This window comes from Streptomyces sp. NPDC005791 (assembly GCF_042871485.1).
Taxonomy (GTDB): domain Bacteria; phylum Actinomycetota; class Actinomycetes; order Streptomycetales; family Streptomycetaceae; genus Streptomyces.
Genome location: NZ_JBIAIP010000001.1, coordinates 422,841 through 444,731 on the forward strand (window position 1 = coordinate 422,841; position 21,891 = coordinate 444,731).

The window sequence follows — 21,891 nt, forward strand, 5'->3', positions numbered from 1 at the left end:
CCCCGGACCCGTTCAGACCATTGCTGAAGTGCCCCGATTTCTCGCGTGAAGCGAGGGGGCTCGAACCCCCGAAAGAGGGATTGACGACAAGTGCTCGACGTCAACTTCTTCGACGAGCTGCGGATCGGCCTTGCCACCGCGGACGACATCCGGACCTGGTCCCACGGCGAAGTGAAGAAGCCGGAGACCATCAACTACCGCACGCTCAAGCCCGAGAAGGACGGACTCTTCTGCGAGAAGATCTTCGGTCCGACCCGGGACTGGGAGTGCTACTGCGGCAAGTACAAGCGTGTCCGCTTCAAGGGCATCATCTGTGAGCGTTGTGGCGTCGAGGTCACGCGCGCCAAGGTGCGCCGTGAACGCATGGGTCACATCGAGCTTGCCGCTCCCGTCACCCACATCTGGTACTTCAAGGGCGTCCCGTCGCGCCTCGGCTACCTGCTGGACCTCGCGCCGAAGGACCTCGAGAAGGTCATCTACTTCGCCGCGTACATGATCACGTTCGTCGACGAGGAGCGCCGCACGCGTGACCTCCCGTCGCTGGAGGCGCACGTCTCCGTCGAGCGTCAGCAGGTCGAGAACCGTCGCGACTCGGACCTCGAGAACCGCGCCAAGAAGCTCGAGACCGACCTGGCCGAGCTCGAGGCCGAGGGCGCCAAGGCCGACGTACGCCGCAAGGTGCGCGAAGGTGCCGAGCGTGAGATGAAGCAGCTGCGTGACCGTGCGCAGCGCGAGATCGACCGTCTCGACGAGGTGTGGAGCCGCTTCAAGAACCTCAAGGTCCAGGACCTCGAGGGCGACGAGCTGCTCTACCGCGAGCTGCGTGACCGTTTCGGCACGTACTTCGACGGCTGCATGGGTGCTGCCGCCCTGCAGAAGCGCCTGGAGTCCTTCGACCTCGACGAGGAGGCCGAGCGCCTCCGCGAGATCATCCGCACCGGCAAGGGCCAGAAGAAGACCCGTGCGCTCAAGCGCCTCAAGGTCGTCTCGGCGTTCCTGCAGACCAGCAACAAGCCCAAGGGCATGGTGCTCGACTGCGTGCCGGTCATCCCGCCGGACCTGCGTCCGATGGTGCAGCTGGACGGTGGCCGCTTCGCGACCTCCGACCTGAACGACCTGTACCGCCGTGTGATCAACCGCAACAACCGCCTCAAGCGTCTCCTCGACCTCGGCGCTCCCGAGATCATCGTGAACAACGAGAAGCGGATGCTGCAGGAGGCCGTCGACGCGCTGTTCGACAACGGCCGCCGCGGTCGCCCGGTCACCGGTCCCGGTAACCGTCCCCTGAAGTCCCTCAGCGACATGCTGAAGGGCAAGCAGGGCCGTTTCCGTCAGAACCTCCTCGGCAAGCGCGTGGACTACTCCGCGCGTTCCGTGATCGTCGTCGGTCCGCAGCTCAAGCTGCACCAGTGCGGTCTGCCGAAGGCGATGGCGCTGGAGCTCTTCAAGCCGTTCGTGATGAAGCGCCTGGTGGACCTGAACCACGCGCAGAACATCAAGTCGGCCAAGCGCATGGTCGAGCGCGGCCGCACCGTCGTGTACGACGTCCTCGAAGAGGTCATCGCCGAGCACCCGGTGCTGCTGAACCGTGCGCCCACCCTGCACCGCCTCGGCATCCAGGCCTTCGAGCCGCAGCTGGTCGAGGGCAAGGCCATCCAGATCCACCCGCTCGTCTGCACCGCGTTCAACGCGGACTTCGACGGTGACCAGATGGCCGTGCACCTGCCGCTCTCCGCGGAGGCGCAGGCCGAGGCCCGCATCCTGATGCTGTCCTCGAACAACATCCTGAAGCCGGCCGACGGTCGTCCCGTCACCATGCCGACCCAGGACATGGTGCTGGGCCTCTTCTTCCTCACCACGGACGAAGAGGGCCGCAACGCCAAGGGCACGGACCGCGCGTTCGGCTCCACGGCCGAGGCCACCATGGCCTTCGACGCCCGCGAGCTGTCGCTCCAGGCGAAGGTCGACATCCGCTTCCCGGTGGGCACCATCCCGCCGCGTGGCTGGGTGCCGCCGGTCGCGGAGGAGGGCGAGCCCGAGTACCAGCCGGGTGACACCTTCCGGCTGCGTACGAGCCTGGGCCGCGCGCTCTTCAACGAGCTGCTGCCCGAGGACTACCCGTTCGTCGACTACTCGGTGGGCAAGAAGCAGCTCTCCGAGATCGTCAACGACCTGGCCGAGCGCTACCCCAAGGTCATCGTGGCGGCGACGCTCGACAACCTGAAGGCGGCCGGTTTCCACTGGGCGACCCGCTCCGGTGTGACCGTGGCCATCTCCGACGTCGTCGTGCCCGAGGCCAAGAAGGCCATCGTCAGGGGCTACGAGGAGCAGGACGAGAAGGTCCAGAAGCAGTACGAGCGCGGTCTGATCACCAAGGACGAGCGCACGCAGGAGCTCATCGCGATCTGGACCAAGGCGACCAACGAGGTCGCCGAGGCGATGAACGCGAACTTCCCGAAGACGAACCCCATCTTCATGATGGTCGACTCGGGTGCCCGAGGAAACATGATGCAGATGCGTCAGATCGCGGGTATGCGTGGTCTGGTGTCGAACGCCAAGAACGAGACGATTCCTCGTCCCATCAAGGCGTCCTTCCGTGAGGGCCTCACCGTTCTGGAGTACTTCATCTCCACGCACGGTGCCCGTAAGGGTCTGGCGGACACCGCCCTGCGTACCGCCGACTCGGGTTACCTGACCCGTCGTCTGGTGGACGTCTCGCAGGACGTGATCATCCGCGAGGAGGACTGTGGCACCGACCGCGGCCTCAAGCTGAAGATCGCGGTCAAGGGCGCCGACGGCGTGCTCCGCAAGACGGAGGACGTCGAGACCTCGGTCTACGCCCGCATGCTCGCCGAGGACGTCGTCGTCGACGGCAAGGTCATCGCGCCTGCCAACGTCGACCTCGGTGACGTCCTGATCGACGCCCTGGTGGGCGCCGGCGTCGAGGAGGTCAAGACCCGCTCGGTCCTGACCTGTGAGTCCGCGGTCGGCACCTGTGCCTTCTGCTACGGACGCTCGCTCGCCACCGGCAAGCTGGTCGACATCGGTGAGGCGGTCGGCATCATCGCCGCCCAGTCCATCGGTGAGCCCGGTACCCAGCTGACGATGCGTACCTTCCACACCGGTGGTGTGGCCGGTGACGACATCACCCAGGGTCTGCCGCGTGTCGTCGAGCTCTTCGAGGCGCGTACGCCCAAGGGTGTCGCCCCGATCTCGGAGGCGGCCGGCCGCGTCCGGATCGAGGAGACCGAGAAGACCAAGAAGCTCGTCGTCACCCCGGACGACGGCAGCGAGGAGACGGCGTTCCCGATCTCCAAGCGTGCCCGTCTCCTGGTGGGCGAGGGCGACCCGGTCGAGGTGGGCCAGAAGCTCACCGTCGGTGCCACCAACCCGCACGACGTGCTGCGGATCCTCGGTCAGCGCGCGGTCCAGGTCCACCTGGTCGGCGAGGTCCAGAAGGTCTACAACTCGCAGGGCGTGTCGATCCACGACAAGCACATCGAGATCATCATCCGGCAGATGCTGCGCCGTGTGACGATCATCGAGTCCGGCGACGCGGAGCTGCTGCCGGGTGAGCTCGTCGAGCGCTCGAAGTTCGAGACCGAGAACCGTCGTGTGGTCACCGAGGGCGGACACCCCGCCTCCGGCCGTCCGCAGCTGATGGGTATCACCAAGGCCTCGCTCGCCACCGAGTCGTGGCTGTCGGCGGCGTCCTTCCAGGAGACGACCAGGGTCCTGACCGACGCGGCGATCAACGCCAAGTCGGACTCCCTGATCGGCCTCAAGGAGAACGTCATCATCGGTAAGCTCATCCCGGCCGGTACGGGTCTGTCCCGCTACCGCAACATCCGGGTCGAGCCGACCGAGGAAGCCAAGGCCGCGATGTACTCGGCCGTCGGCTACGACGACATCGACTACTCGCCGTTCGGCACGGGCTCCGGCCAGGCCGTTCCGCTGGAGGACTACGACTACGGTCCGTACAACCAGTAGAAGTGAGTGAGAAGGGCGGCCATCCCGTTGCGACGGGGTGGCCGCCCTTCTGTGTGTCCGGGCGGGCCGTCGTGAAGTCGGTCACCCGGGGTGACCGGCGTCCGGTCGTGCCGGCCGGCCGGGTGACCGGTTCCGTGTCTCCGGTCGGCTCGTTCACGCAGGTGAGGACGCCTGTCCGGGCCGGAAAGCCGCTGCTGCGGGCCGATGTCCCGTCCGGTCGCGCCGAGCCACGAGGTCCGGGGGCGCGGGGTGGACAGCATTTGTTTTGACCCAGCTCCGTGAGGTAGGTACGCTCAAGCCTTGTGCCTGGGGTGTGCCTGGGCTCGGGTGCGTGTCCTCAACCGCATGGCGAGTCCGTAAGTGGCCACCGCAATCTGTGTTCCTCCTGCCTTCCAGCGGGGGCGTGCAGTATTCGACACACCCGACCGCGTGGGTCGGTGACTGTTCCAGGTTAGTTTCACCGAACGGCACACAGAAACCGGAGAAGTAGTGCCTACGATCCAGCAGCTGGTCCGGAAGGGCCGGCAGGACAAGGTCGAGAAGAACAAGACGCCCGCGCTCGAGGGTTCGCCCCAGCGTCGTGGCGTCTGCACGCGTGTGTTCACGACCACCCCGAAGAAGCCGAACTCGGCGCTCCGTAAGGTCGCGCGTGTGCGTCTGACCTCCGGTATCGAGGTCACGGCCTACATCCCGGGTGAGGGGCACAACCTGCAGGAGCACTCCATCGTGCTCGTGCGTGGTGGCCGTGTGAAGGACCTGCCGGGTGTTCGTTACAAGATCATCCGCGGTTCGCTCGACACCCAGGGTGTCAAGAACCGCAAGCAGGCCCGCAGCCGCTACGGCGCCAAGAAGGAGAAGTAAGAATGCCTCGTAAGGGCCCCGCCCCGAAGCGCCCGGTCATCATCGACCCGGTCTACAGCTCTCCTCTTGTCACCTCGCTGATCAACAAGATCCTGCTCGACGGCAAGCGTTCCACCGCCGAGCGGATCGTGTACGGCGCCATGGAAGGCCTCCGCGAGAAGACCGGCGCTGACCCGGTTATCACGCTGAAGCGCGCGCTTGAGAACGTCAAGCCCTCGCTCGAGGTCAAGTCCCGCCGTGTCGGTGGCGCCACCTACCAGGTGCCGATCGAGGTCAAGCCCGGTCGCGCCGCCACCCTTGCTCTGCGCTGGGTCGTCGGTTACTCCCGCGCCCGTCGCGAGAAGACCATGACCGAGCGCCTCATGAACGAGCTGCTCGACGCCTCCAACGGTCTTGGCGCTGCCGTCAAGAAGCGCGAGGACACCCACAAGATGGCCGAGTCCAACAAGGCCTTCGCGCACTACCGCTGGTAGTCGCTCACCCCATCGAGACCGAGAGAAGATTGAGCCTTATGGCCACCACTTCGCTTGACCTGGCCAAGGTCCGCAACATCGGGATCATGGCCCACATCGACGCGGGCAAGACGACCACCACTGAGCGGATCCTCTTCTACACCGGCGTCTCGTACAAGATCGGTGAAGTCCACGACGGCGCAGCCACGATGGACTGGATGGAGCAGGAGCAGGAGCGCGGCATCACGATCACGTCCGCCGCGACGACCTGTCACTGGCCGCTCGATGATGTCGACCACACCATCAACATCATCGACACCCCGGGTCACGTGGACTTCACCGTCGAGGTGGAGCGTTCGCTCCGCGTCCTCGACGGCGCCGTCACCGTGTTCGACGGTGTGGCCGGCGTCGAACCGCAGTCCGAGACCGTCTGGCGTCAGGCGGACCGCTACGGCGTGCCGCGTATCTGCTTCGTCAACAAGCTCGACCGCACCGGTGCCGAGTTCCTCCGCTGCGTCGACATGATCGTCGACCGCCTCGGTGCGGTTCCGCTGGTCATGCAGCTCCCCATCGGTGCCGAAGCCGACTTCAAGGGCGTCGTCGACCTCGTGTCGATGAAGGCCTTCGTGTGGTCGGAAGAGGCCGCCAAGGGCGAGATGTACGACACCGTCGAGATCCCGGACACCCACAAGGAGGCCGCCGAGGAATGGCGCGGCAAGCTCCTCGAGGCCGTCTCGGAGAACGACGACCAGATGATGGAGCTGTACCTCGAGGGCGTCGAGCCCACCGAGGAGCAGCTGCACGACGCGATCCGTAGGATCACCCTTGCGTCGAAGGGCTCGGCCGACTCCGTCACCGTGACCCCCGTCTTCTGTGGCACGGCGTTCAAGAACAAGGGCGTCCAGCCCCTGCTCGACGCGGTCGTCCGCTACCTGCCTTCCCCCCTGGACGTCGAGGCCATCGAAGGCCACGACGTCAAGGACCCGGAGCTGGTCGTCAAGCGCAAGCCTTCGGACGACGAGCCGTTCTCCGGCCTCGCGTTCAAGATCGCCAGCGACCCGCACCTGGGTAAGCTCACCTTCGTCCGGATCTACTCCGGTCGCCTCGAGGCCGGCACCGCGGTGCTGAACTCGGTCAAGGGCAAGAAGGAGCGCATCGGCAAGATCTACCGTATGCACGCGAACAAGCGTGAGGAGATCGCGTCGGTGGGCGCCGGTGACATCGTCGCCGTCATGGGCCTGAAGCAGACCACCACGGGTGAGACGCTGTCCGACGACAAGCACCCGGTGATCCTGGAGTCCATGGACTTCCCGGCGCCGGTCATCCAGGTCGCCATCGAGCCCAAGTCCAAGGGTGACCAGGAGAAGCTGGGTGTAGCCATCCAGCGCCTCTCCGAGGAGGACCCCTCCTTCCAGGTGCACTCCGACGAGGAGACCGGCCAGACCATCATCGGTGGTATGGGCGAGCTTCACCTCGAGGTGCTCGTCGACCGCATGAAGCGCGAGTTCCGCGTCGAGGCGAACGTCGGCAAGCCCCAGGTCGCGTACCGCGAGACGATCCGCAAGACCGTCGAGCGCATCGACTACACGCACAAGAAGCAGACTGGTGGTACCGGCCAGTTCGCGAAGGTGCAGATCGCCCTCGAGCCCATCGAGGGTGGCGACGCCTCCTACGAGTTCGTCAACAAGGTCACCGGTGGCCGCATCCCCCGTGAGTACATTCCCTCGGTGGACGCGGGTGCCCAGGAAGCCATGCAGTTCGGCATCCTGGCCGGTTACGAGATGGTCGGCGTCCGCGTCACCCTTCTCGACGGTGGTTACCACGAGGTCGACTCCTCGGAGCTCGCCTTCAAGATCGCCGGTTCGCAGGCGTTCAAGGAGGGTGCCCGCAAGGCGTCCCCCGTGCTCCTCGAGCCGATGATGGCCGTCGAGGTCACCACGCCCGAGGACTACATGGGCGATGTGATCGGCGACCTCAACTCCCGCCGTGGCCAGATCCAGGCCATGGAGGAGCGCAGCGGCGCTCGCGTCGTGAAGGGCCTCGTGCCCCTCTCGGAGATGTTCGGCTACGTCGGAGACCTCCGCAGCAAGACCTCGGGTCGCGCAAGCTACTCGATGCAGTTCGACTCCTACGCCGAGGTTCCGCGGAACGTCGCCGAGGAGATCATCGCGAAGGCCAAGGGCGAGTAACTCTTCCGAGTTCACGCTTTAGGCTTGTCACCGGAGCCCGGTAGGGCATTCGTCGCAGAGTTCGCTCTCGTGGCGAATGCCCCCGGCACCGGCATTCCAGCAAAGATCACCTGGCGCCGATGAAGCAAGGCGTACAGAACCACTCAGGAGGACCCCAGTGGCGAAGGCAAAGTTCGAGCGGACTAAGCCGCACGTCAACATCGGCACCATCGGTCACATCGACCACGGTAAGACGACCCTCACGGCCGCCATTACCAAGGTGCTGCACGACGCGTACCCGGACCTGAACGAGGCCTCGGCCTTCGACCAGATCGACAAGGCTCCTGAGGAGCGTCAGCGCGGTATCACGATCTCGATCGCGCACGTCGAGTACCAGACGGAGTCGCGTCACTACGCGCACGTCGACTGCCCGGGTCACGCCGACTACATCAAGAACATGATCACGGGTGCGGCGCAGATGGACGGCGCCATCCTCGTGGTCGCGGCCACCGACGGCCCGATGCCGCAGACCAAGGAGCACGTGCTCCTGGCCCGCCAGGTAGGCGTGCCGTACATCGTCGTCGCGCTGAACAAGGCCGACATGGTGGACGACGAGGAGATCCTGGAGCTCGTCGAGCTCGAGGTTCGTGAGCTCCTCTCCGAGTACGAGTTCCCGGGCGACGACCTTCCGGTCGTCAAGGTCTCGGCGCTCAAGGCCCTCGAGGGCGACGCCGAGTGGGGCCAGACCGTTCTCGACCTGATGAAGGCCGTCGACGAGTCCATCCCGCAGCCCGAGCGTGACGTCGAGAAGCCGTTCCTCATGCCGATCGAGGACGTCTTCACGATCACCGGTCGCGGTACGGTCGTCACCGGCCGCATCGAGCGTGGTGTCCTCAAGGTCAACGAGACCGTTGACATCGTGGGCATCAAGCAGGAGAAGACCACCACCACGGTCACCGGCATCGAGATGTTCCGCAAGCTGCTCGACGAGGGCCAGGCCGGTGAGAACGTCGGTCTGCTGCTTCGCGGCATCAAGCGCGAGGACGTCGAGCGCGGCCAGGTCATCATCAAGCCGGGTTCGGTCACGCCGCACACCGACTTCCAGGCCCAGGCCTACATCCTGTCGAAGGACGAGGGTGGCCGTCACACCCCCTTCTTCAACAACTACCGCCCGCAGTTCTACTTCCGTACCACGGACGTGACGGGCGTTGTGACCCTTCCCGAGGGCACCGAGATGGTCATGCCGGGTGACAACACCCTCATGGACGTCGCGCTGATCCAGCCGGTCGCCATGGAAGAGGGCCTGAAGTTCGCCATCCGTGAGGGTGGCCGGACCGTGGGCGCCGGCCAGGTCACCAAGATCGTCAAGTAATCACCTGACTGTCTGACCTGGTTGCTCCGCACAGAGCACCTCGAGGGGCCCCGTCCCACCGCGTGAGCGGTGGGACGGGGCCCCTCTGCTGTGGTGTGGCCGGTTGCCCTACGGGCGCCAGGTCCAGGGCAGCGCGTCCGGGCCCAGCCCCACCACCACCGGGCGGTCGTCGCCGCCGAGGTGGAGCGCGGGCCCGTCCAGGGCGACGGGTCCCTGCGACCGCACGGAGTGCCGTGCTCCGGTACGGAGCTGCAGCAGGCCCTCGGCGGTGCGGCCGAGCAGCGCGGGGCCGGCGGCGGTCAGCTCCCCGTATCCGTCGAAGCCGGTGAGGTCCGAGGCCGCCCCGCCCCGAACGGCCGTCGTCCCGGCCCATGCCTCGGCCCGGTAGAACAGGTCCACGGACCCGTCGGCCGCCTGCCGTGCGGCGGGGGCTCCGCCGGGTACGGGGCCGGCCTCGATCTGCGTACGGGCCGTGAGTGCGGCGCCCGGCGCGTCCTGGGTCCAGTGGTGCACAGCGTGATGGCCCGCCGCGTGGACGTGGACCCGGCCGGCGCCGTCCACCACGGCGCTGAGGCCGTCCTGGATCTCTCCGCCGCCCGTGTCCCGCCACCCGTCCCAGGATCCGTCCGTCTCCCGGACCCGGGTGCTGAGCCCTTTCTCGGCGTTGCGTACGAAGAGGTGGATCCGGCCGTCAGGCGACGTGACGGCGACCGGTACGCCGACGCGCCGGCCCTCGTCCCGCCCGGGGGAAGGATTGCCCAGGCCCCGCCACGCGCGGAAGCCGCCGGCGGGTGCCGCCTGCTCCAGCAGGACGATCTCGCGCTCGTTGTCGGCGCCGTGGCCGCCGAACGCCGTGAAGCGGAGACCGAAGAGGAGCAGGCGCCCGTCGGGGGTGGTCGCGGCCCCCAGCGTGGGTGCCAGCGGACCGCCGCCGAGGTCGTGCGGTGGGCCCCAGACGCCACCGCCCGCCTCGGTCTCCTGCCACCGGACCACGCGGAGCCCCACCACCGCGTACGCGGTGAGCCGCCCACCGGGTTCCGTGGTGACGACGGCCCGGGGGCCCGGGTAGCGGTGGCGAGTGGAGCGGACCCACCCCTTCCGGTTGGTCAGCGGCCGGTCGCCCCCCACGTTGTAGTCCCCGCACCCCGACGGATTGCCGCACTCCCAGTCGGGGGAGCCGCCGTACGGGACGAGCGGGGCGGCCTTCTCGCGCAGCACGGCGGGCGGCAGGTTCTTCGGCCAGTGCCGGTTGTAGTAGCCGCGGAACGCGGTGGTCACGAAGCCGGGCACGTCGCCGCCGCCCGCCCTGACACCGGCCACCCACCGGATCATCGCCGCCCATCCGAAGCAGGCGGCGGCGGTGTGGTCCGCGTGGTCGGAGTAGCCGTGCTGTTCGCTGTCGGCGCGCCGGACCGCCTCGGTGCTGTGCTGGATGTCCGGGTCGGGGTCCAGGGTGTGCACGACGGTGGGCCGGTAGCGCTCCAGCAGCCCGGCGAGGACGTCGATCAGCTCGTCGTACGTGTACGAACCGGCGTGCCGCAGTGGTGAGTCGTCGGCGACGACCGTGCGCAGGGTGAGCCGGCGGTCCTGCCAGAGGCTGGGCAACCCGAGCCGGCGCCGTCCGGTGTGCATGGCGGTGTTGAGGAAGATCAGCTCCACCCTGCGCGTCCCGGCGGTCAGGGTGTTGACCTCGGCGCGGTGTCCGTCGCCGAGATCGGCGACGGACACCTCCCAGGGCGCGAACATCTCCAGCCCGAGCAGGGTCGCGTACGCCTGCCGTAGTCCCTGGTGGCGGGCGGAGGAGTACGCCGCCTTGTCGGGCCGGGGGCGGGGTGCGCCGGGGATCTTGTTGACGCCGTCGGCCTCACCGGCCGTGAGGTACACGCAGACCAGCGGGGTGCCGGCGTCCAGGGCGCGCCGGGTGTCCGGATTCATGAAGTACAGGTCGTCGTCCGGGTGGGCGAGTATCTGCATCAGCAGGGCCCGTCGCGCGGTGCTGATGGGCTGGCCCGGCGCCGGATCGGGCGCGGGATCGGTGCGCCGGGGCGCCGGAACCGAGCAGGCGCCGAGTACCGCCGTGCCGGTCCCGGCGGCGAGGGCGGCGACCACCGTGCGGCGCCGTGGACCGGTCGGGGTGGAGGGCGGGGACGGCGTGCCGGTGGCCGCCGGGCCCTGGGCGTGCAGGTGCGTGCGGGATCGATCCGTCATGCCGTGTGCTCCATCCGCTTCCCCCGCAGCGGGTGGCCGACTGCCTCGTGCTGCGTACCCGTCGCTCGACGGGGGCCGGCGGGTCGAGCCGTCCCGCACGGACAGACGGAGTCGGGGGTGGACCGGTTGCCTGCACCGTGTGCCGCGTTGGCGTACGGATCGGGCAACCGGCCCCGCGAGCGTGTCAGCCGGTGGCCTCTTCGCCGTCCTGCGCCCGGCGCGCGGGGGGTGCTGGTGGCCAGGGGACATCGGCCAACAGGGGCAGGAGCGACTCCTCCTCGTGGTCGAGGTGGGCGTTCAGCTCCGTGGACATCGCGTCCAGCTCGGTGCGGAAGCGCTCCGGGTCGGCGACGGTGATACCGGCCAGCAAAGTCACCAGCTCACCCTGGATGCGCGCGACGGTGAGGTGTTCGTCGCGCAGCCGGTCGAAGGTGTCGGTCAGGTGGGGGTGGTGGCGGGCGATCCCCGGGAACAGATGGTCGTCCTCGCTGGTGTGGTGGAACTCCAGGGCCTGGCAGAACGCCAGGCAGCGCTGCCGGATCTGCAGTCCGAGACCGGGCGGGGGTGGTTCGCCGGGCCCCCGGTGCGCCGCGCGTGCGGCGAAGTGGGCGTCGGCCTCCGCCTTCACGTGGCGCAACTGGGCGCGCAGCCAGGTGTGGACCTCCATCAGCTTGTCGGCGAGGGTGACGACCTCGCGGGGAGCGTCCCACCCGTCGGGCTCGGCCCGCTCCAGCACCACGACCGGCAGGGTGCGGGTGGTCCGGGCCTGGTAGTCGCCGTACCCGGGGGCCTCCCGCACGGCGTGCGCGAAGAGCTCCTCGCGCCTGGACCCCTCGGCGGGGACCGCGAGGGCCTGGAAGGTGCGGGTGCCGACCTCCACCCGCACCACGGGGTGGGCGAGCAGGTTGTGGTACCAGGCGGGGTGGCGCGGGCCGCCGAGGTCGGAACCGACGACGAGAAGGGTCTCGCCATGGCGGACGTAACCGAGGGGGGTGGTCCGCTCGGTCCCGGACCTGGCGCCGGTGGTCGTCAGCAGGAGCAGGTCCCCGCCTTCGAACGGGCCGCCCACCTTCCCCTGGTTGGCACGGAACTCCTCGATGACCGATTCATTGAAGGACGTGGGCATACGGCTGTGTGTCTCCGGTGGATACGGGCGCGCACCGCGGTGACTGCGGGCAGGGCCGGGGATGACGTGCGCAGGGCGGAGTGAGTGGCCGCACGGTCTCGGGGCGCGGGGCTGTGCCGGAAGCGCGAGGGAAGACGACGTGCGGCTGCGCTACGTCATGGACAGGGCGCGGAGTACGAACTCATGGCGGATCCCCTGACTGATGGGTGTTCGCCCGATCGCCGGCCGGCCCACTGCTCTGTGGCCGGCGCCACGCGACACCGCGCTCATTACATGTATCCGTCCGTCACCTGTCAAGCAGGACGGCAGCCAGGGCTGCCACGTGACGATCACATGACCGTCACAGAACGCGCTTGCCCCTTGTCTGCCGGGGCGTCAGGTTATGAACTGACGGGGACAGCGGCACGGGGGAGTGGGCAGCACAGTGAGCGGGAACGGCGCGCCGTCGGAAGACCGTCCGGGACGGCCCGGGGGCCCGGGCTCCCCCACCGACGAGCAGTGGGCCGAGTTCGTCCGGCAGGCGGAGAGCGGGACCGGCGGAGCTCCGAAGGAACCCTCGGCCCGTGCCCGCATGGTGACCGACCGGCTGCGGGCCCTGGACGAGGACGCCGCGCGTACCCGGGGCCGCAGGCGGCGCTGGGGCGGGAAGAGCGAACCGGCTGAACCGTGGCAGCCGGAAGGCTGGCGTACCGGACCCGCCTGGCGGGAGCGCGACGGCCGGCGGCAGAAGCGACGCCGCCTCGCCGCGATTCTGGGGATGGCCGTGGTCGTGGGGGGCCTCGTGGTCGCCATGCGGCCGAGCCTGCTGACCGACCACCTCCCGGGGGACGACGCCGCGCCGCTGCCGGCGGAAACGGCGACGCCGACCGACGCGCCCGCCGCCGGGTCCGCGCTGGACCGGCCCACGCGCGAGGAGCCGTTCCGGGGCTCGCCCGCGGCCCGCTGGGCGGACGGCGCGGCGGGGATCGAGGTCCCCGAGGCCAAGGCGGCCGGAGGAATGAGCAAGGCCCAGGTCGACCAGGCGCTGGAGGCGACCCGGCAGCTGCTCATCGCCGCCAACCTCGACCCGGCCACCCTGCGCGGGGAGAAGCCTGACGGGGCTCTGGAGCTGCTCGATCCGCTGCAGGAGGGGGAGCGGGAGCGACTTGAGCAGTCACTGGCGGAGCCCGGCGCGGAACAGGACCCCCTGATGCTGTTCAGCCGGTTCGATCCGGACGAGGCACGGCTGGTGGGGGACGTCGTCAAGACCCGGGGGCGGATGACTTTCGAGACGGGCGCCGCCGGTTCCGTGGAGGTGCACGCCGACTACACCTTCGTCTACCCGCTGGTGAAGCCGGACGGGGACGAGGTGGCGCGCACGATCGTGCGTCGGAGACTGACGACGGCGCTGCACGACCCGGAGCGGTTCGTGGCGACGCGCGGCAAGCTCTCCGTCGTCAGTTCCGAGCAGAACTTCGGAAACACCTCGTGCGAGGTGAACGACGGCTTCCTGCATCCGACGTTCCCGAGCGACAGGGCGGAGCCGAATCCCACCGGGCCTGACGTGGACCCGTACGACCGCAGTGAGTGGCAGCCGGACGGGTCCTGCGGCACGGTCACGCGCACCTGAGCCGGGCCTCGCCTCCGGAACCGGAGAAGCTCCGTGTCGCGGCAGTCGGTGATCTTGTCGCGGGCCTCGTCGGGGATGTCGACACCGCGCATGTCGAGCATACGCAGCAGGCTCTTCGCCTGGCCTTCGGCTCGGCCTTCGACTCGGCCTTCGTCTCGGATCTCTTCCGAGAGGGGCGAGGTGTAGAAAGACAGGTCCACGGCCACCTGGTTCCTCCACTGTTGTGCGGCCGGACGGGTGCCCAGGCCTTGTGCGGTGAGCTCGACGAGGGGGTTGGCGATCTTTTCCGGTGTGTCCCGCAGCGCGGTGGACAGCGCTTTCAGTATGGCACCGACGTCCGGATTGTCGGCGTGTGTGATGGCGGAGAGTGCGGCGAGTGCGAGGTCCTTACGGGCTTCGGCCACGTCCGTGATGAACGGGAGGTTGTGCCGGACGTTGCTCCACGTGCTTGAAAGCTTTATGCGTCGTGGGGCGCCAGCACGCGGCTCACCGGGTCGCGGGGTACCACGACCCGGTGCGGCGGTCACGGTGCGAGGTCGATTTCCGCCCAGATCGTCTTGCGGGGCACGGGTCCGGGAGTGACGCCCCAGCGGTCGGCGAGCGCCTCGACGATCAACAGGCCACGCCCGGACTCCGCGTCGGGGCTCGGGGTGCTCACGGTGTCGGACAGCAGCCGATCGCCCCTGGTGTCGGTCACCTCGATCCGCAGGAGCGGGCCCCGGACCGCGAGGCCGAGCCGGAAGTCCCGCCCCGGTACGTGGCCGTGGAGCACGGCGTTGTTGGCCAGTTCGGCGACGATGTGCGCCGCCGACTCGCTCGGTAGTCCCCAGCCGCCGAGATGGGCCGTGGTGAGCAGGCGGGCGAGTCTGGCCGCTCGGCGGGTGGGGGACAGCAGCACGGTGAACTGCCGCGCAGGAGCGGAATGTTCGGTTCGGGTGATTTCTTGGTCCACGTCACTCAGCGTGGTCGTTCCGTGCCTACTCTCGGAAGGAGTGATGCCCGTGCTGGGAGTCCTTGTCCGGTTGTGGCCCGGAGCGGCCCGGCCGGTACGCCGTGACGTGCCGACAGCGGGCGCTGTTGGACACGAGCACGACGGAGGTGGGCGCGGTATGGGCGTGGACAGTGGTGACGCGGGACGGGTGGACTGCGCGACGGATGGAGCGGACGGCTCGCTCTGGGACACCGGTCTCGAGGACGACTCGGGCGCGGTGCTCAAGGCGGTCGGCCGACAGGTCAAGCTGTGGCGCGAGGCCGCGGGCCTGAAACAGGCGGAGCTGGGCGCGGCCATCGGATACAGCGAGGAGATGGTCTCCTGTGTCGAGCGCGGTCGGCGGGCCCCGAAAGCCGAGTTCCTCGACAACGCGGACCGGGTCCTGGAGGCGGGCGGCAGGATCGCCGCGATGCAGGGGGACGTGGCGGTGGTCCGCTACCCGAAGAAGGTGCGGGATCTGGCGAAGCTGGAGGACAACGCGGTCGAGCTGGGTGCGTACAGCAACCACAACATGCCCGGTTTGCTGCAGACCGAGGAGTACTCGCGAGCGCTGTTCGCCATGCGCCGTCCGGCGTACGGCGAGGACGAGATCGACAGCCATGTCGCCGGTCGCATGGCCAGGCAGGAGATCTTCAGCCGTCGGTCTGCCCCGCTGCTCACCTTCGTCTTGGAAGAGGTGACGCTGCAACGGCCGATCGGCGGACGGTCGGTACTGCGACGTCAGCTCCAACGCTTGTTGGACGTCGGACAGTTGCGGCACGTGGAGATTCAGGTGATGCCGACGGATCGCGAGGAGCACGCCGGTATGGCCGGGGAGCTGCGCGTGTTGAAGATCAAGGACGGTACGACGGTGGGCTACTCGGAGGCGCAGCTCACCAGTCGTCTGATTTCTGATCTCAGGGAGGTCCAGATCCTGGAGATGCGGTATGGAATGATCCGGGCCCAAGCGCTCACACCGCGTGAGTCGTCGGCCTTTATCGAGAAAGTGCGAGGGGAGACATGAGCCTCAAGCCCACTGCCGGAGACGACTTCGCGCTGACGTGGTGCAAGAGCAGCTACAGCAGCAACGACGGCCCCGACTGCGTCGAGGTCGCGGCCACTTCCAGCACGATCCAGGTGCGGGACTCCAAGAACGTGCCGGGATCGGGCCCGCAGCTCGGCTTCACGCCTGCCGCATGGGCGGACTTCCTGTCGCACACCGCTGGAAGCTGACCCTGCAGACCGGTGCGGACGGAGGTCCCTCGCCCACCCGTGGGTGAGGGACCTCTTGTGTGTCCGCGATCAGCGAGGCGGGCGCAGCCCCTCGACGAGGAGTGCGACCAGGCGGCGCGCGTCGTAACGGGGATCGCTCTCCGCACCCACGCAGAGGTTCCCGACACCGCGCATGAGCTCGTAGGCCTGGAGGCCGGGCCGGATCTCGCCGGCCTCGGCCGCGGCGTCGAGCAGTTGGGTGCAGACGGGCAGGAGTCGGTCGAGGAAGGAGGCGTGCAGCGCCTCGAAACCCACGCTGTCGGACTGCAGCGCGGCCGCCAGGCCGTGCTTGGTGACCAGGAAGTCGACGAAGAGGTCGATCCACCGTCCCAGCGCGGCGTGCGGGCTCGCACTGCTCGCCAGCAGGGCGGGTCCGGCCTCGGCGCAGGCCTCGATCTGGTGCCGGTAGACGGCGACGATGAGATCCGCCCGCGTCGGGAAGTGGCGGTAGATCGTGCCCATCCCCACGCCCGCCTCGGCCGCGATGTCGCGTACCGGCGCTTCCACTCCGGACGCCACGAAGACCGACGCGGCCGCGTCGAGGAGCGTCTCCTTGTTGCGTCGGGCGTCTGCCCGCCTGGGCCGGCCCGCCGCCTGCGTCGTACCGTCGTCGCTGTCGCTCACCGCGCCATCCCCTCCGCCACCTCCGTTAACGGAGCGAAGCTCCGTTTGTCGATGATGTCAGAGCGGGCGTCCCGTGGCCAAGCGTGCCCGTCATCCGGGGGCCCGGGTGCTGCCCCGCAGTAGGGCGGCGCCGAGCGGGGTGAGGGTGTGCAGGACGGAGGAGGCGTGGCGGTTGCTGACGATGAGGCCGTTGTCCCGGAGGGTGGTCGCGTGCTGACTGGCTGACGACGCCGAGACTCCGGCGACGCGGGCGAGCTCGCCGGTGGTGGCACCGTGGGCGGCGGCGCGCAGGACGGTCGCGCGGGTGCGCCCGAGCAGGGTGGCCAGGGGCGCACCGCTGCTGAGGTCTCCCGGCAGGGTGGTGTGGTGGGGCTCGTGGCTGAGGGAGTAGATCAGGACGGGGTCGAGCGAGTCGTCGGCGAAGGCCACCGGATTGCCCCAGCAGAAGTACGACGGGACCAGGTGGACCCCACGGCCGCCGAGGTGCATGTCGCGGTCCTCGGGATAGACGGTGTGCAGTACCGGACGCTGCCATCGCAGGCAGGGCCCCAGGCTCTGGAGGACGCCGTCGGCTCCGTGGTCGAGCACGGTGCGGGCGCGGACGGACCGTTCGGCGTCGATGCGGGCCTGGGCGCGGTCGCTGTGCGGGGCGATGACCATGTCGTGGTAGGCCCGCAGCGCCCTGACCAGTTCCTTGCGCATGTCCGGCTCGGCCAGGCGAGGCGCCCAGGAAGGAGTTCTGGACGTTCGGCCGAGGACGCCGACCTCGCGGAGCACCCGGCTGCGCGGGGCCGCGAGGATGGCCTCCAGGCCGCTGTCGAGTCCCGCACCCCCCTCGGGCGGGGTGAGGAAGTCGGGGAAGTAGACGGCGCGCGGGACGAGCGGCAGTAACAGGGTGCGCAGCGTGCGGGTGAACTGAGCGGCCTGCATCCGGGTGCGGGCGGTGCGGTGCCAGTCCGCGTAGGCCCAGCGCCCGTGGCGGGACTGGAGGCGGTGCAGGCTCAGACAGATCTCCCACAGCGGGTCGGGCACGGAGGCCACCCGGGTCCTGACGAGGTCGGCATCGGTGAAGTGGATACGGAGCATCGAATTCCCCCTGTGTCCCTGGGCTTTTCGGTACGGGCGAAAAACCCTGGTTGGCCATGCTCGCGTCAGCGAAGCTCGTAGGGCAAAGAGGCGCGAGGGGCTCGCGCCACTACTCGGGGGAGTGGGTCACCATGGGGCGTTCGTTCGCCTGCGCATCCGCGGTCGTGCTGGCCCTCACGGGGGTGCTGGCCGGCTGCACCGCCGGTGACGACCGGCCCGGCGGACCCGCGCGGCAGGACGGTGCCGACACCGTGGCCGAGACCTCCGCCCCGCGGCCCCGCGAACTGACCGACGCCGAGCGGATCCGGGTCGAGCGTGCGGAGCAGGTGCTCGTCCAGGAGTGCATGGCGGCCGAGGGCTTCACGTACTGGGTGGAGCCGTCACCGACCGTCGACGAGCTCAAAGGTGGCGGCTACGTGCTGACCGACGTCGCCTGGGCGAAGGAGCACGGCTACGGCAGCCGGCTGCGGAAGAAGGCCCAGGACGCCCGGCGGACCGACCGCAACCACGCCTATGCCGACGGGCTTCCGGCCGCGGAGCGGGTCCGGTACGCCACGGCTCTCGAAGGCTCACCGTCGCGCGGGACGCTGACGGCAGGGCTGCCCGGGGGCGGCACCGTCCGGATGCCGCGCGAGAGCTGTCTGACCGAAGCGGCGGAACGGCTCTACGGAGACGTCGAGACCTGGTTCCGGGCCGAGAAGACCGCGATGAACCTGACCCCGCTGTACGTGCCGGCCCTCGTCGCGGACCAGCGCTTCGTGCGGGCGCTCGAGGCGTGGTCGGCCTGCATGCGGGAGAAGGGCCACGTCTACGCCGACCCGCCGGAGATCCGCGAGAAGAGCGCGGCCCCCGGCGCCGGGGCGGACGAGAAGGAGGCGTACGCCGCCGAGGTGGAACTCGCGGTCGCCGAAGCCACCTGCGCCGACGCGACGCCCCTGGGGACCACGGCGCGCGCGCTGCAGACCGAGTACCAGGACGAGAAGCTCCAGCCGTACGCCGAGGACATCGCCACCTATCGGCGGATGAGCCTCGACGCGCTGGGCCGGGCCGGGAAGATCACCGGTCCGGCCGCCTGAGCCGTACGGGCCGCCGGCTCCGCCTCTTCCGGCCGGAACCAGGCCCGAGGGCGCTCCGGCGCGGTCCGGCATCCGATCGAGATCCCCGGACTCCTCAGATTTCCGTGGCACCAAGGCCGCGGGACACCTCGCACCGACCGAACAAAGGAGCGAATCACCATGCGCAGAATCCTGGCCACCGCCGCAACGCTCGGCCTCGCCGGCCTCGGAGTCATCGTCCCGGCGGCCACCGCCCAGGCCTCCGCGGCCTGTGACACCGCCTACAAGAACGCGACCTCGGGCTACTTCTACGCCTACGACTACGACAGCTGCAGCGGCTACCTCGGCAGGGACGCCGACGAGGACTACAGCTGGGCCGACTCCTCCGGTGGCTTCCAGGGCGCGGACAACGACGACGCCCAGTCGGTCCTGAACAAGGGGACCTCCGGCATGGCCGTCAAGCTCTTCCGGCACGCGGGCTACGCGGGAGGTCACACCTGCCTCGCGAAGGCCGAGTACTACATGGACGACCTCTCCGGGTACACCTTCACCGACGGCAGCTCGGTGAACAACAGCATCAGCTCCCACCAGTGGGTCTGGCACGGCGACTGCGGCAAGTTCCTGAACTCCTGATCCGGCCGGGGCGGACCCTGCGAACGCCCCGCCTCACCATGGCCCGACGGCACCCGCGTGCCGTCGGGCCATGGGCCGTGCCGGACGGGGTGAGGCCGGCGGACGGGCGCCTGCGTTGGCCGGGCCACCCGCAGGGGGTAAGATCCCCCACCCGATTGGCCAGGCGCGTGAGCCGTGTGGCACACTGGTCAGGTTGCTCGGTTGAGTGTCAATGCTGCGCGCCTCCCGCCGGGAGGACCGGAAGCGAGTCCCACAGTACTCGTCGACCCCCAGGGTCGGACGTACGGGAATCTTTCGGGAAGCGTCAGTGGGGCGCTGACCAGGCACCCGGTGGGGTTTCGCCCCCGGCAGCGCGGTTTCGGCCCGCACCCCCTTGGTTGGGAAATCCTTCGGGAGATCTTCGTAGAGGGGATGCGACACGCCCGACCGCGTGGGTCGGAGGCGAAGTTACGAGAACTCCCGGGTTCCAGGGCGTTATGAGAGACAGGACTACTAGTAGCCATGGCGGGACAGAAGATCCGCATCCGGCTCAAGGCCTACGACCACGAGGTCATCGACTCCTCGGCGAAGAAGATCGTCGAGACGGTGACGCGCACTGGTGCGTCGGTCGCGGGCCCGGTGCCGCTGCCCACTGAGAAGAACGTGTACTGCGTCATCAAGTCGCCGCACAAGTACAAGGACTCGCGCGAGCACTTCGAGATGCGCACGCACAAGCGCCTCATCGACATCCTCGACCCCACGCCGAAGACGGTCGACTCGCTCATGCGTCTCGACCTGCCGGCGGGCGTCGACATCGAGATCAAGCTCTGAGGTGACGCGCGAGATGGCTAAGAACATTAAGGGCGTCCTGGGCGAGAAGCTCGGCATGACCCAGGTCTGGGACGAGAACAACCGGGTCGTCCCGGTGACCGTCGTCAAGGCCGGGCCCTGTGTCGTCACCCAGGTCCGCACCAACGACAGCGACGGCTACGAGTCGGTCCAGATCGCCTTCGGCGAGATCGACCCGCGCAAGGTGAACAAGCCCCTCAAGGGCCACTTCGCCAAGGCCGACGTGACCCCGCGCCGCCACCTGGTGGAGCTCCGCACCCCTGACGCCAGCGAGTACACGCTGGGCCAGGAGGTCACTGCCGAGGTGTTCGAGTCCGGCGTCAAGGTAGACGTCACGGGCAAGAGCAAGGGCAAGGGCTTCGCCGGTGTCATGAAGCGTCACAACTTCAAGGGCCTCGGCGCCGGCCACGGCGTCCAGCGCAAGCACCGTTCCCCCGGTTCGATCGGTGGCTGTGCCACCCCTGGGCGTGTCTTCAAGGGCATGCGCATGGCCGGTCGGATGGGTAACGAGCGCGTCACCACCCAGAACCTGACCATCCACGCGGTTGACGCGGAGAAGGGTCTGCTGCTCATCAAGGGCGCGGTCCCCGGTCCGAACGGCGGCCTCGTCCTGGTCCGTACCGCGGCCAAGGGGGCTTGAGGTAATGAGCACCATTGACATCCTTTCGCCGGCAGGCGACAAGGCCGGTACCGTCGAGCTCCCCGCGGAGATCTTCGACGCGAAGACCAGCGTTCCGCTGATCCACCAGGTCGTCGTCGCACAGCTGGCAGCTGCCCGTCAGGGCACGCACAAGACCAAGACCCGCGGCGAAGTCCGTGGTGGTGGGCGCAAGCCGTACCGCCAGAAGGGCACCGGCCGCGCCCGCCAGGGTTCGACCCGCGCGCCGCAGTTCGCCGGCGGTGGCGTCGTCCACGGCCCGCAGCCGCGTGACTACTCGCAGCGCACCCCGAAGAAGATGAAGGCCGCCGCCCTGCGCGGTGCCCTCTCGGACCGGGCGCGTCACTCCCGCATCCACGTCGTCACCGGCGTGGTCGAGGGTGGGATCTCCACCAAGGCCGCCAAGACGCTGCTCGGCAAGATCTCGGAGCGCAGCAACCTGCTCCTGGTCGTCGACCGCGCCGACGAGGCCGCGTGGCTGTCCGCGCGCAACCTGCCCCAGGTGCACATCCTGGAGCCGGGCCAGCTGAACACGTACGACGTGATCGTCTCTGACGACGTGGTCTTCACCCAGGCCGCTTTCGAGTCCTTCGTGTCTGGCCCCCAGACCGCTGAGACCGAAGGGAGCGCCGCCTGATGAGTGAGGCGACCGTTACCAGCAAGACCTACTCGGACCCGCGTGACGTTCTCGTCAAGCCGGTTGTTTCCGAGAAGAGCTACGCGCTGCTCGACGAGAACAAGTACACGTTCATCGTGGCGCCCGGCTCCAACAAGACCCAGATCAAGCAGGCCGTGGAAGCGGTCTTCTCGGTCAAGGTCACCGGGGTCAACACGATCAACCGGCAGGGTAAGCGCAAGCGCACCAAGACCGGTTTCGGCAAGCGCGCCGACACGAAGCGCGCCATCGTGACCCTCGCCGAGGGCGACCGTATCGACATCTTCGGCGGCCCGACCTCCTAGTGAGGTCGAGTCGTCCGGA

At 68.8% G+C, this 21,891-nt stretch carries 19 protein-coding genes and 1 pseudogene; 14 read left to right on the plus strand and 6 right to left on the minus strand.

All coding sequences use genetic code 11. The features are described from left to right. Positions 1-90: 90 nt before the first annotated feature. From ACFYSH_RS02110 to tuf, 5 genes are all read left to right on the plus strand, one after another. Positions 91-3,990 carry a DNA-directed RNA polymerase subunit beta' gene (locus ACFYSH_RS02110; protein WP_359469476.1) on the plus strand — a complete coding sequence of 1,300 codons (3,900 nt, stop codon included), beginning with the start codon at positions 91-93 and terminating at the stop codon, positions 3,988-3,990. Between the two features lie 489 nt (positions 3,991-4,479). Next, positions 4,480-4,851 (plus strand): 30S ribosomal protein S12, encoded by a 372-nt coding sequence (gene rpsL, locus ACFYSH_RS02115; RefSeq protein ID WP_003948652.1) that lies wholly within the window; start codon positions 4,480-4,482, stop codon positions 4,849-4,851. Between the two features lie 2 nt (positions 4,852-4,853). Beyond that, positions 4,854-5,324: a 30S ribosomal protein S7 gene (rpsG, locus tag ACFYSH_RS02120; RefSeq protein WP_018101248.1), complete on the plus strand. Its 471-nt coding sequence runs from the start codon at positions 4,854-4,856 to the stop codon at positions 5,322-5,324. 38 nt (positions 5,325-5,362) lie between these two features. Then, positions 5,363-7,492 carry an elongation factor G gene (fusA, locus tag ACFYSH_RS02125; RefSeq protein ID WP_359469480.1) on the plus strand — a complete coding sequence of 710 codons (2,130 nt, stop codon included), beginning with the start codon at positions 5,363-5,365 and terminating at the stop codon, positions 7,490-7,492. 157 nt (positions 7,493-7,649) lie between these two features. Further along, positions 7,650-8,843 carry an elongation factor Tu gene (gene tuf / locus ACFYSH_RS02130; RefSeq protein WP_359469483.1) on the plus strand — a complete coding sequence of 398 codons (1,194 nt, stop codon included), beginning with the start codon at positions 7,650-7,652 and terminating at the stop codon, positions 8,841-8,843. A 108-nt stretch (positions 8,844-8,951) separates the two neighbouring features. On the opposite strand, the gene ACFYSH_RS02135 is transcribed toward tuf, so the two are convergent. Next, the gene (locus ACFYSH_RS02135) at positions 8,952-11,051 is read right to left on the minus strand and encodes a PIG-L family deacetylase (protein ID WP_388750372.1); all 2,100 of its coding nucleotides are present in this window, start codon (positions 11,049-11,051) and stop codon (positions 8,952-8,954) included. A 184-nt stretch (positions 11,052-11,235) separates the two neighbouring features. Continuing rightward, complete coding sequence (locus tag ACFYSH_RS02140; RefSeq protein ID WP_388750375.1) at positions 11,236-12,177, minus strand: nitroreductase/quinone reductase family protein; 942 nt, start codon at positions 12,175-12,177, stop codon at positions 11,236-11,238. Positions 12,178-12,601: 424 nt separating this feature from the next. Between ACFYSH_RS02140 and ACFYSH_RS02145 the strand changes: the two genes are divergently transcribed. Continuing rightward, positions 12,602-13,786: a hypothetical protein gene (locus ACFYSH_RS02145; RefSeq protein ID WP_359469491.1), complete on the plus strand. Its 1,185-nt coding sequence runs from the start codon at positions 12,602-12,604 to the stop codon at positions 13,784-13,786. Between the two features lie 20 nt (positions 13,787-13,806). On the opposite strand, the pseudogene ACFYSH_RS02150 reads toward ACFYSH_RS02145, so the two are convergent. Together ACFYSH_RS02150 and ACFYSH_RS02155 are read right to left on the minus strand one after the other, a co-directional pair. Beyond that, positions 13,807-14,214 (minus strand): annotated as a pseudogene (locus ACFYSH_RS02150) (hypothetical protein); the annotation flags it as partial. A 95-nt stretch (positions 14,215-14,309) separates the two neighbouring features. Then, on the minus strand, positions 14,310-14,738 hold the full coding sequence (locus ACFYSH_RS02155; protein WP_359469493.1) for an ATP-binding protein: 429 nt from the start codon (positions 14,736-14,738) through the stop codon (positions 14,310-14,312). Between the two features lie 157 nt (positions 14,739-14,895). On the opposite strand from ACFYSH_RS02155, the gene ACFYSH_RS02160 reads away from it, so the two are divergent. Then, positions 14,896-15,780, plus strand: a complete 885-nt coding sequence (locus ACFYSH_RS02160; protein WP_388750378.1) for a helix-turn-helix domain-containing protein — start codon at positions 14,896-14,898, stop codon at positions 15,778-15,780. After that, positions 15,777-15,989 carry a DUF397 domain-containing protein gene (locus ACFYSH_RS02165; protein ID WP_359469498.1) on the plus strand — a complete coding sequence of 71 codons (213 nt, stop codon included), beginning with the start codon at positions 15,777-15,779 and terminating at the stop codon, positions 15,987-15,989. Before ACFYSH_RS02160 ends, ACFYSH_RS02165 begins: the two co-directional genes overlap by 4 nt. A 69-nt stretch (positions 15,990-16,058) precedes the next feature. On the opposite strand, the gene ACFYSH_RS02170 is transcribed toward ACFYSH_RS02165, so the two are convergent. Both ACFYSH_RS02170 and ACFYSH_RS02175 read right to left on the minus strand, forming a co-directional pair. Continuing rightward, positions 16,059-16,652, minus strand: a complete 594-nt coding sequence (locus ACFYSH_RS02170) for a TetR/AcrR family transcriptional regulator (protein ID WP_388750381.1) — start codon at positions 16,650-16,652, stop codon at positions 16,059-16,061. Positions 16,653-16,742: 90 nt separating this feature from the next. Then, positions 16,743-17,738: an ArsR/SmtB family transcription factor gene (locus ACFYSH_RS02175; RefSeq protein WP_388750384.1), complete on the minus strand. Its 996-nt coding sequence runs from the start codon at positions 17,736-17,738 to the stop codon at positions 16,743-16,745. 131 nt (positions 17,739-17,869) lie between these two features. On the opposite strand from ACFYSH_RS02175, the gene ACFYSH_RS02180 reads away from it, so the two are divergent. From ACFYSH_RS02180 to rplW, 6 genes are all read left to right on the plus strand, one after another. Then, positions 17,870-18,814: a hypothetical protein gene (locus ACFYSH_RS02180; protein WP_388750387.1), complete on the plus strand. Its 945-nt coding sequence runs from the start codon at positions 17,870-17,872 to the stop codon at positions 18,812-18,814. A 159-nt stretch (positions 18,815-18,973) separates the two neighbouring features. Continuing rightward, the gene (locus ACFYSH_RS02185; protein WP_359469509.1) at positions 18,974-19,426 is read left to right on the plus strand and encodes a hypothetical protein; all 453 of its coding nucleotides are present in this window, start codon (positions 18,974-18,976) and stop codon (positions 19,424-19,426) included. A gap of 501 nt (positions 19,427-19,927) precedes the next feature. Next, positions 19,928-20,236, plus strand: coding sequence for a 30S ribosomal protein S10 (rpsJ, locus tag ACFYSH_RS02190; RefSeq protein WP_003948644.1), 309 nt, complete (start codon positions 19,928-19,930; stop codon positions 20,234-20,236). 13 nt (positions 20,237-20,249) lie between these two features. After that, complete coding sequence (rplC, locus tag ACFYSH_RS02195) at positions 20,250-20,894, plus strand: 50S ribosomal protein L3 (protein WP_014047781.1); 645 nt, start codon at positions 20,250-20,252, stop codon at positions 20,892-20,894. Between the two features lie 4 nt (positions 20,895-20,898). Next, on the plus strand, positions 20,899-21,549 hold the full coding sequence (gene rplD / locus ACFYSH_RS02200) for a 50S ribosomal protein L4 (protein WP_033297600.1): 651 nt from the start codon (positions 20,899-20,901) through the stop codon (positions 21,547-21,549). Further along, complete coding sequence (gene rplW / locus ACFYSH_RS02205; protein ID WP_014154589.1) at positions 21,549-21,872, plus strand: 50S ribosomal protein L23; 324 nt, start codon at positions 21,549-21,551, stop codon at positions 21,870-21,872. The genes rplD and rplW overlap by 1 nt, the downstream gene beginning before the upstream one ends. The last annotated feature ends 19 nt before the right edge of the window (positions 21,873-21,891 follow it).

Coding starts and splice junctions, on each gene's coding strand:
- rpsG (WP_018101248.1), top strand. CDS start 4,854: ATGCCTCGTAAGGGCCCCGCCCCGAAGCGCCCGGTCATCATCGACCCG.
- fusA (WP_359469480.1), top strand. CDS start 5,363: ATGGCCACCACTTCGCTTGACCTGGCCAAGGTCCGCAACATCGGGATC.
- ACFYSH_RS02135 (WP_388750372.1), bottom strand. CDS start 11,051: ATGACGGATCGATCCCGCACGCACCTGCACGCCCAGGGCCCGGCGGCC.
- ACFYSH_RS02140 (WP_388750375.1), bottom strand. CDS start 12,177: ATGCCCACGTCCTTCAATGAATCGGTCATCGAGGAGTTCCGTGCCAAC.
- ACFYSH_RS02160 (WP_388750378.1), top strand. CDS start 14,896: ATGGGCGTGGACAGTGGTGACGCGGGACGGGTGGACTGCGCGACGGAT.
- ACFYSH_RS02165 (WP_359469498.1), top strand. CDS start 15,777: ATGAGCCTCAAGCCCACTGCCGGAGACGACTTCGCGCTGACGTGGTGC.
- ACFYSH_RS02175 (WP_388750384.1), bottom strand. CDS start 17,738: ATGCTCCGTATCCACTTCACCGATGCCGACCTCGTCAGGACCCGGGTG.
- ACFYSH_RS02180 (WP_388750387.1), top strand. CDS start 17,870: ATGGGGCGTTCGTTCGCCTGCGCATCCGCGGTCGTGCTGGCCCTCACG.
- ACFYSH_RS02185 (WP_359469509.1), top strand. CDS start 18,974: ATGCGCAGAATCCTGGCCACCGCCGCAACGCTCGGCCTCGCCGGCCTC.
- rpsJ (WP_003948644.1), top strand. CDS start 19,928: ATGGCGGGACAGAAGATCCGCATCCGGCTCAAGGCCTACGACCACGAG.
- rplC (WP_014047781.1), top strand. CDS start 20,250: ATGGCTAAGAACATTAAGGGCGTCCTGGGCGAGAAGCTCGGCATGACC.
- rplD (WP_033297600.1), top strand. CDS start 20,899: ATGAGCACCATTGACATCCTTTCGCCGGCAGGCGACAAGGCCGGTACC.
- rplW (WP_014154589.1), top strand. CDS start 21,549: ATGAGTGAGGCGACCGTTACCAGCAAGACCTACTCGGACCCGCGTGAC.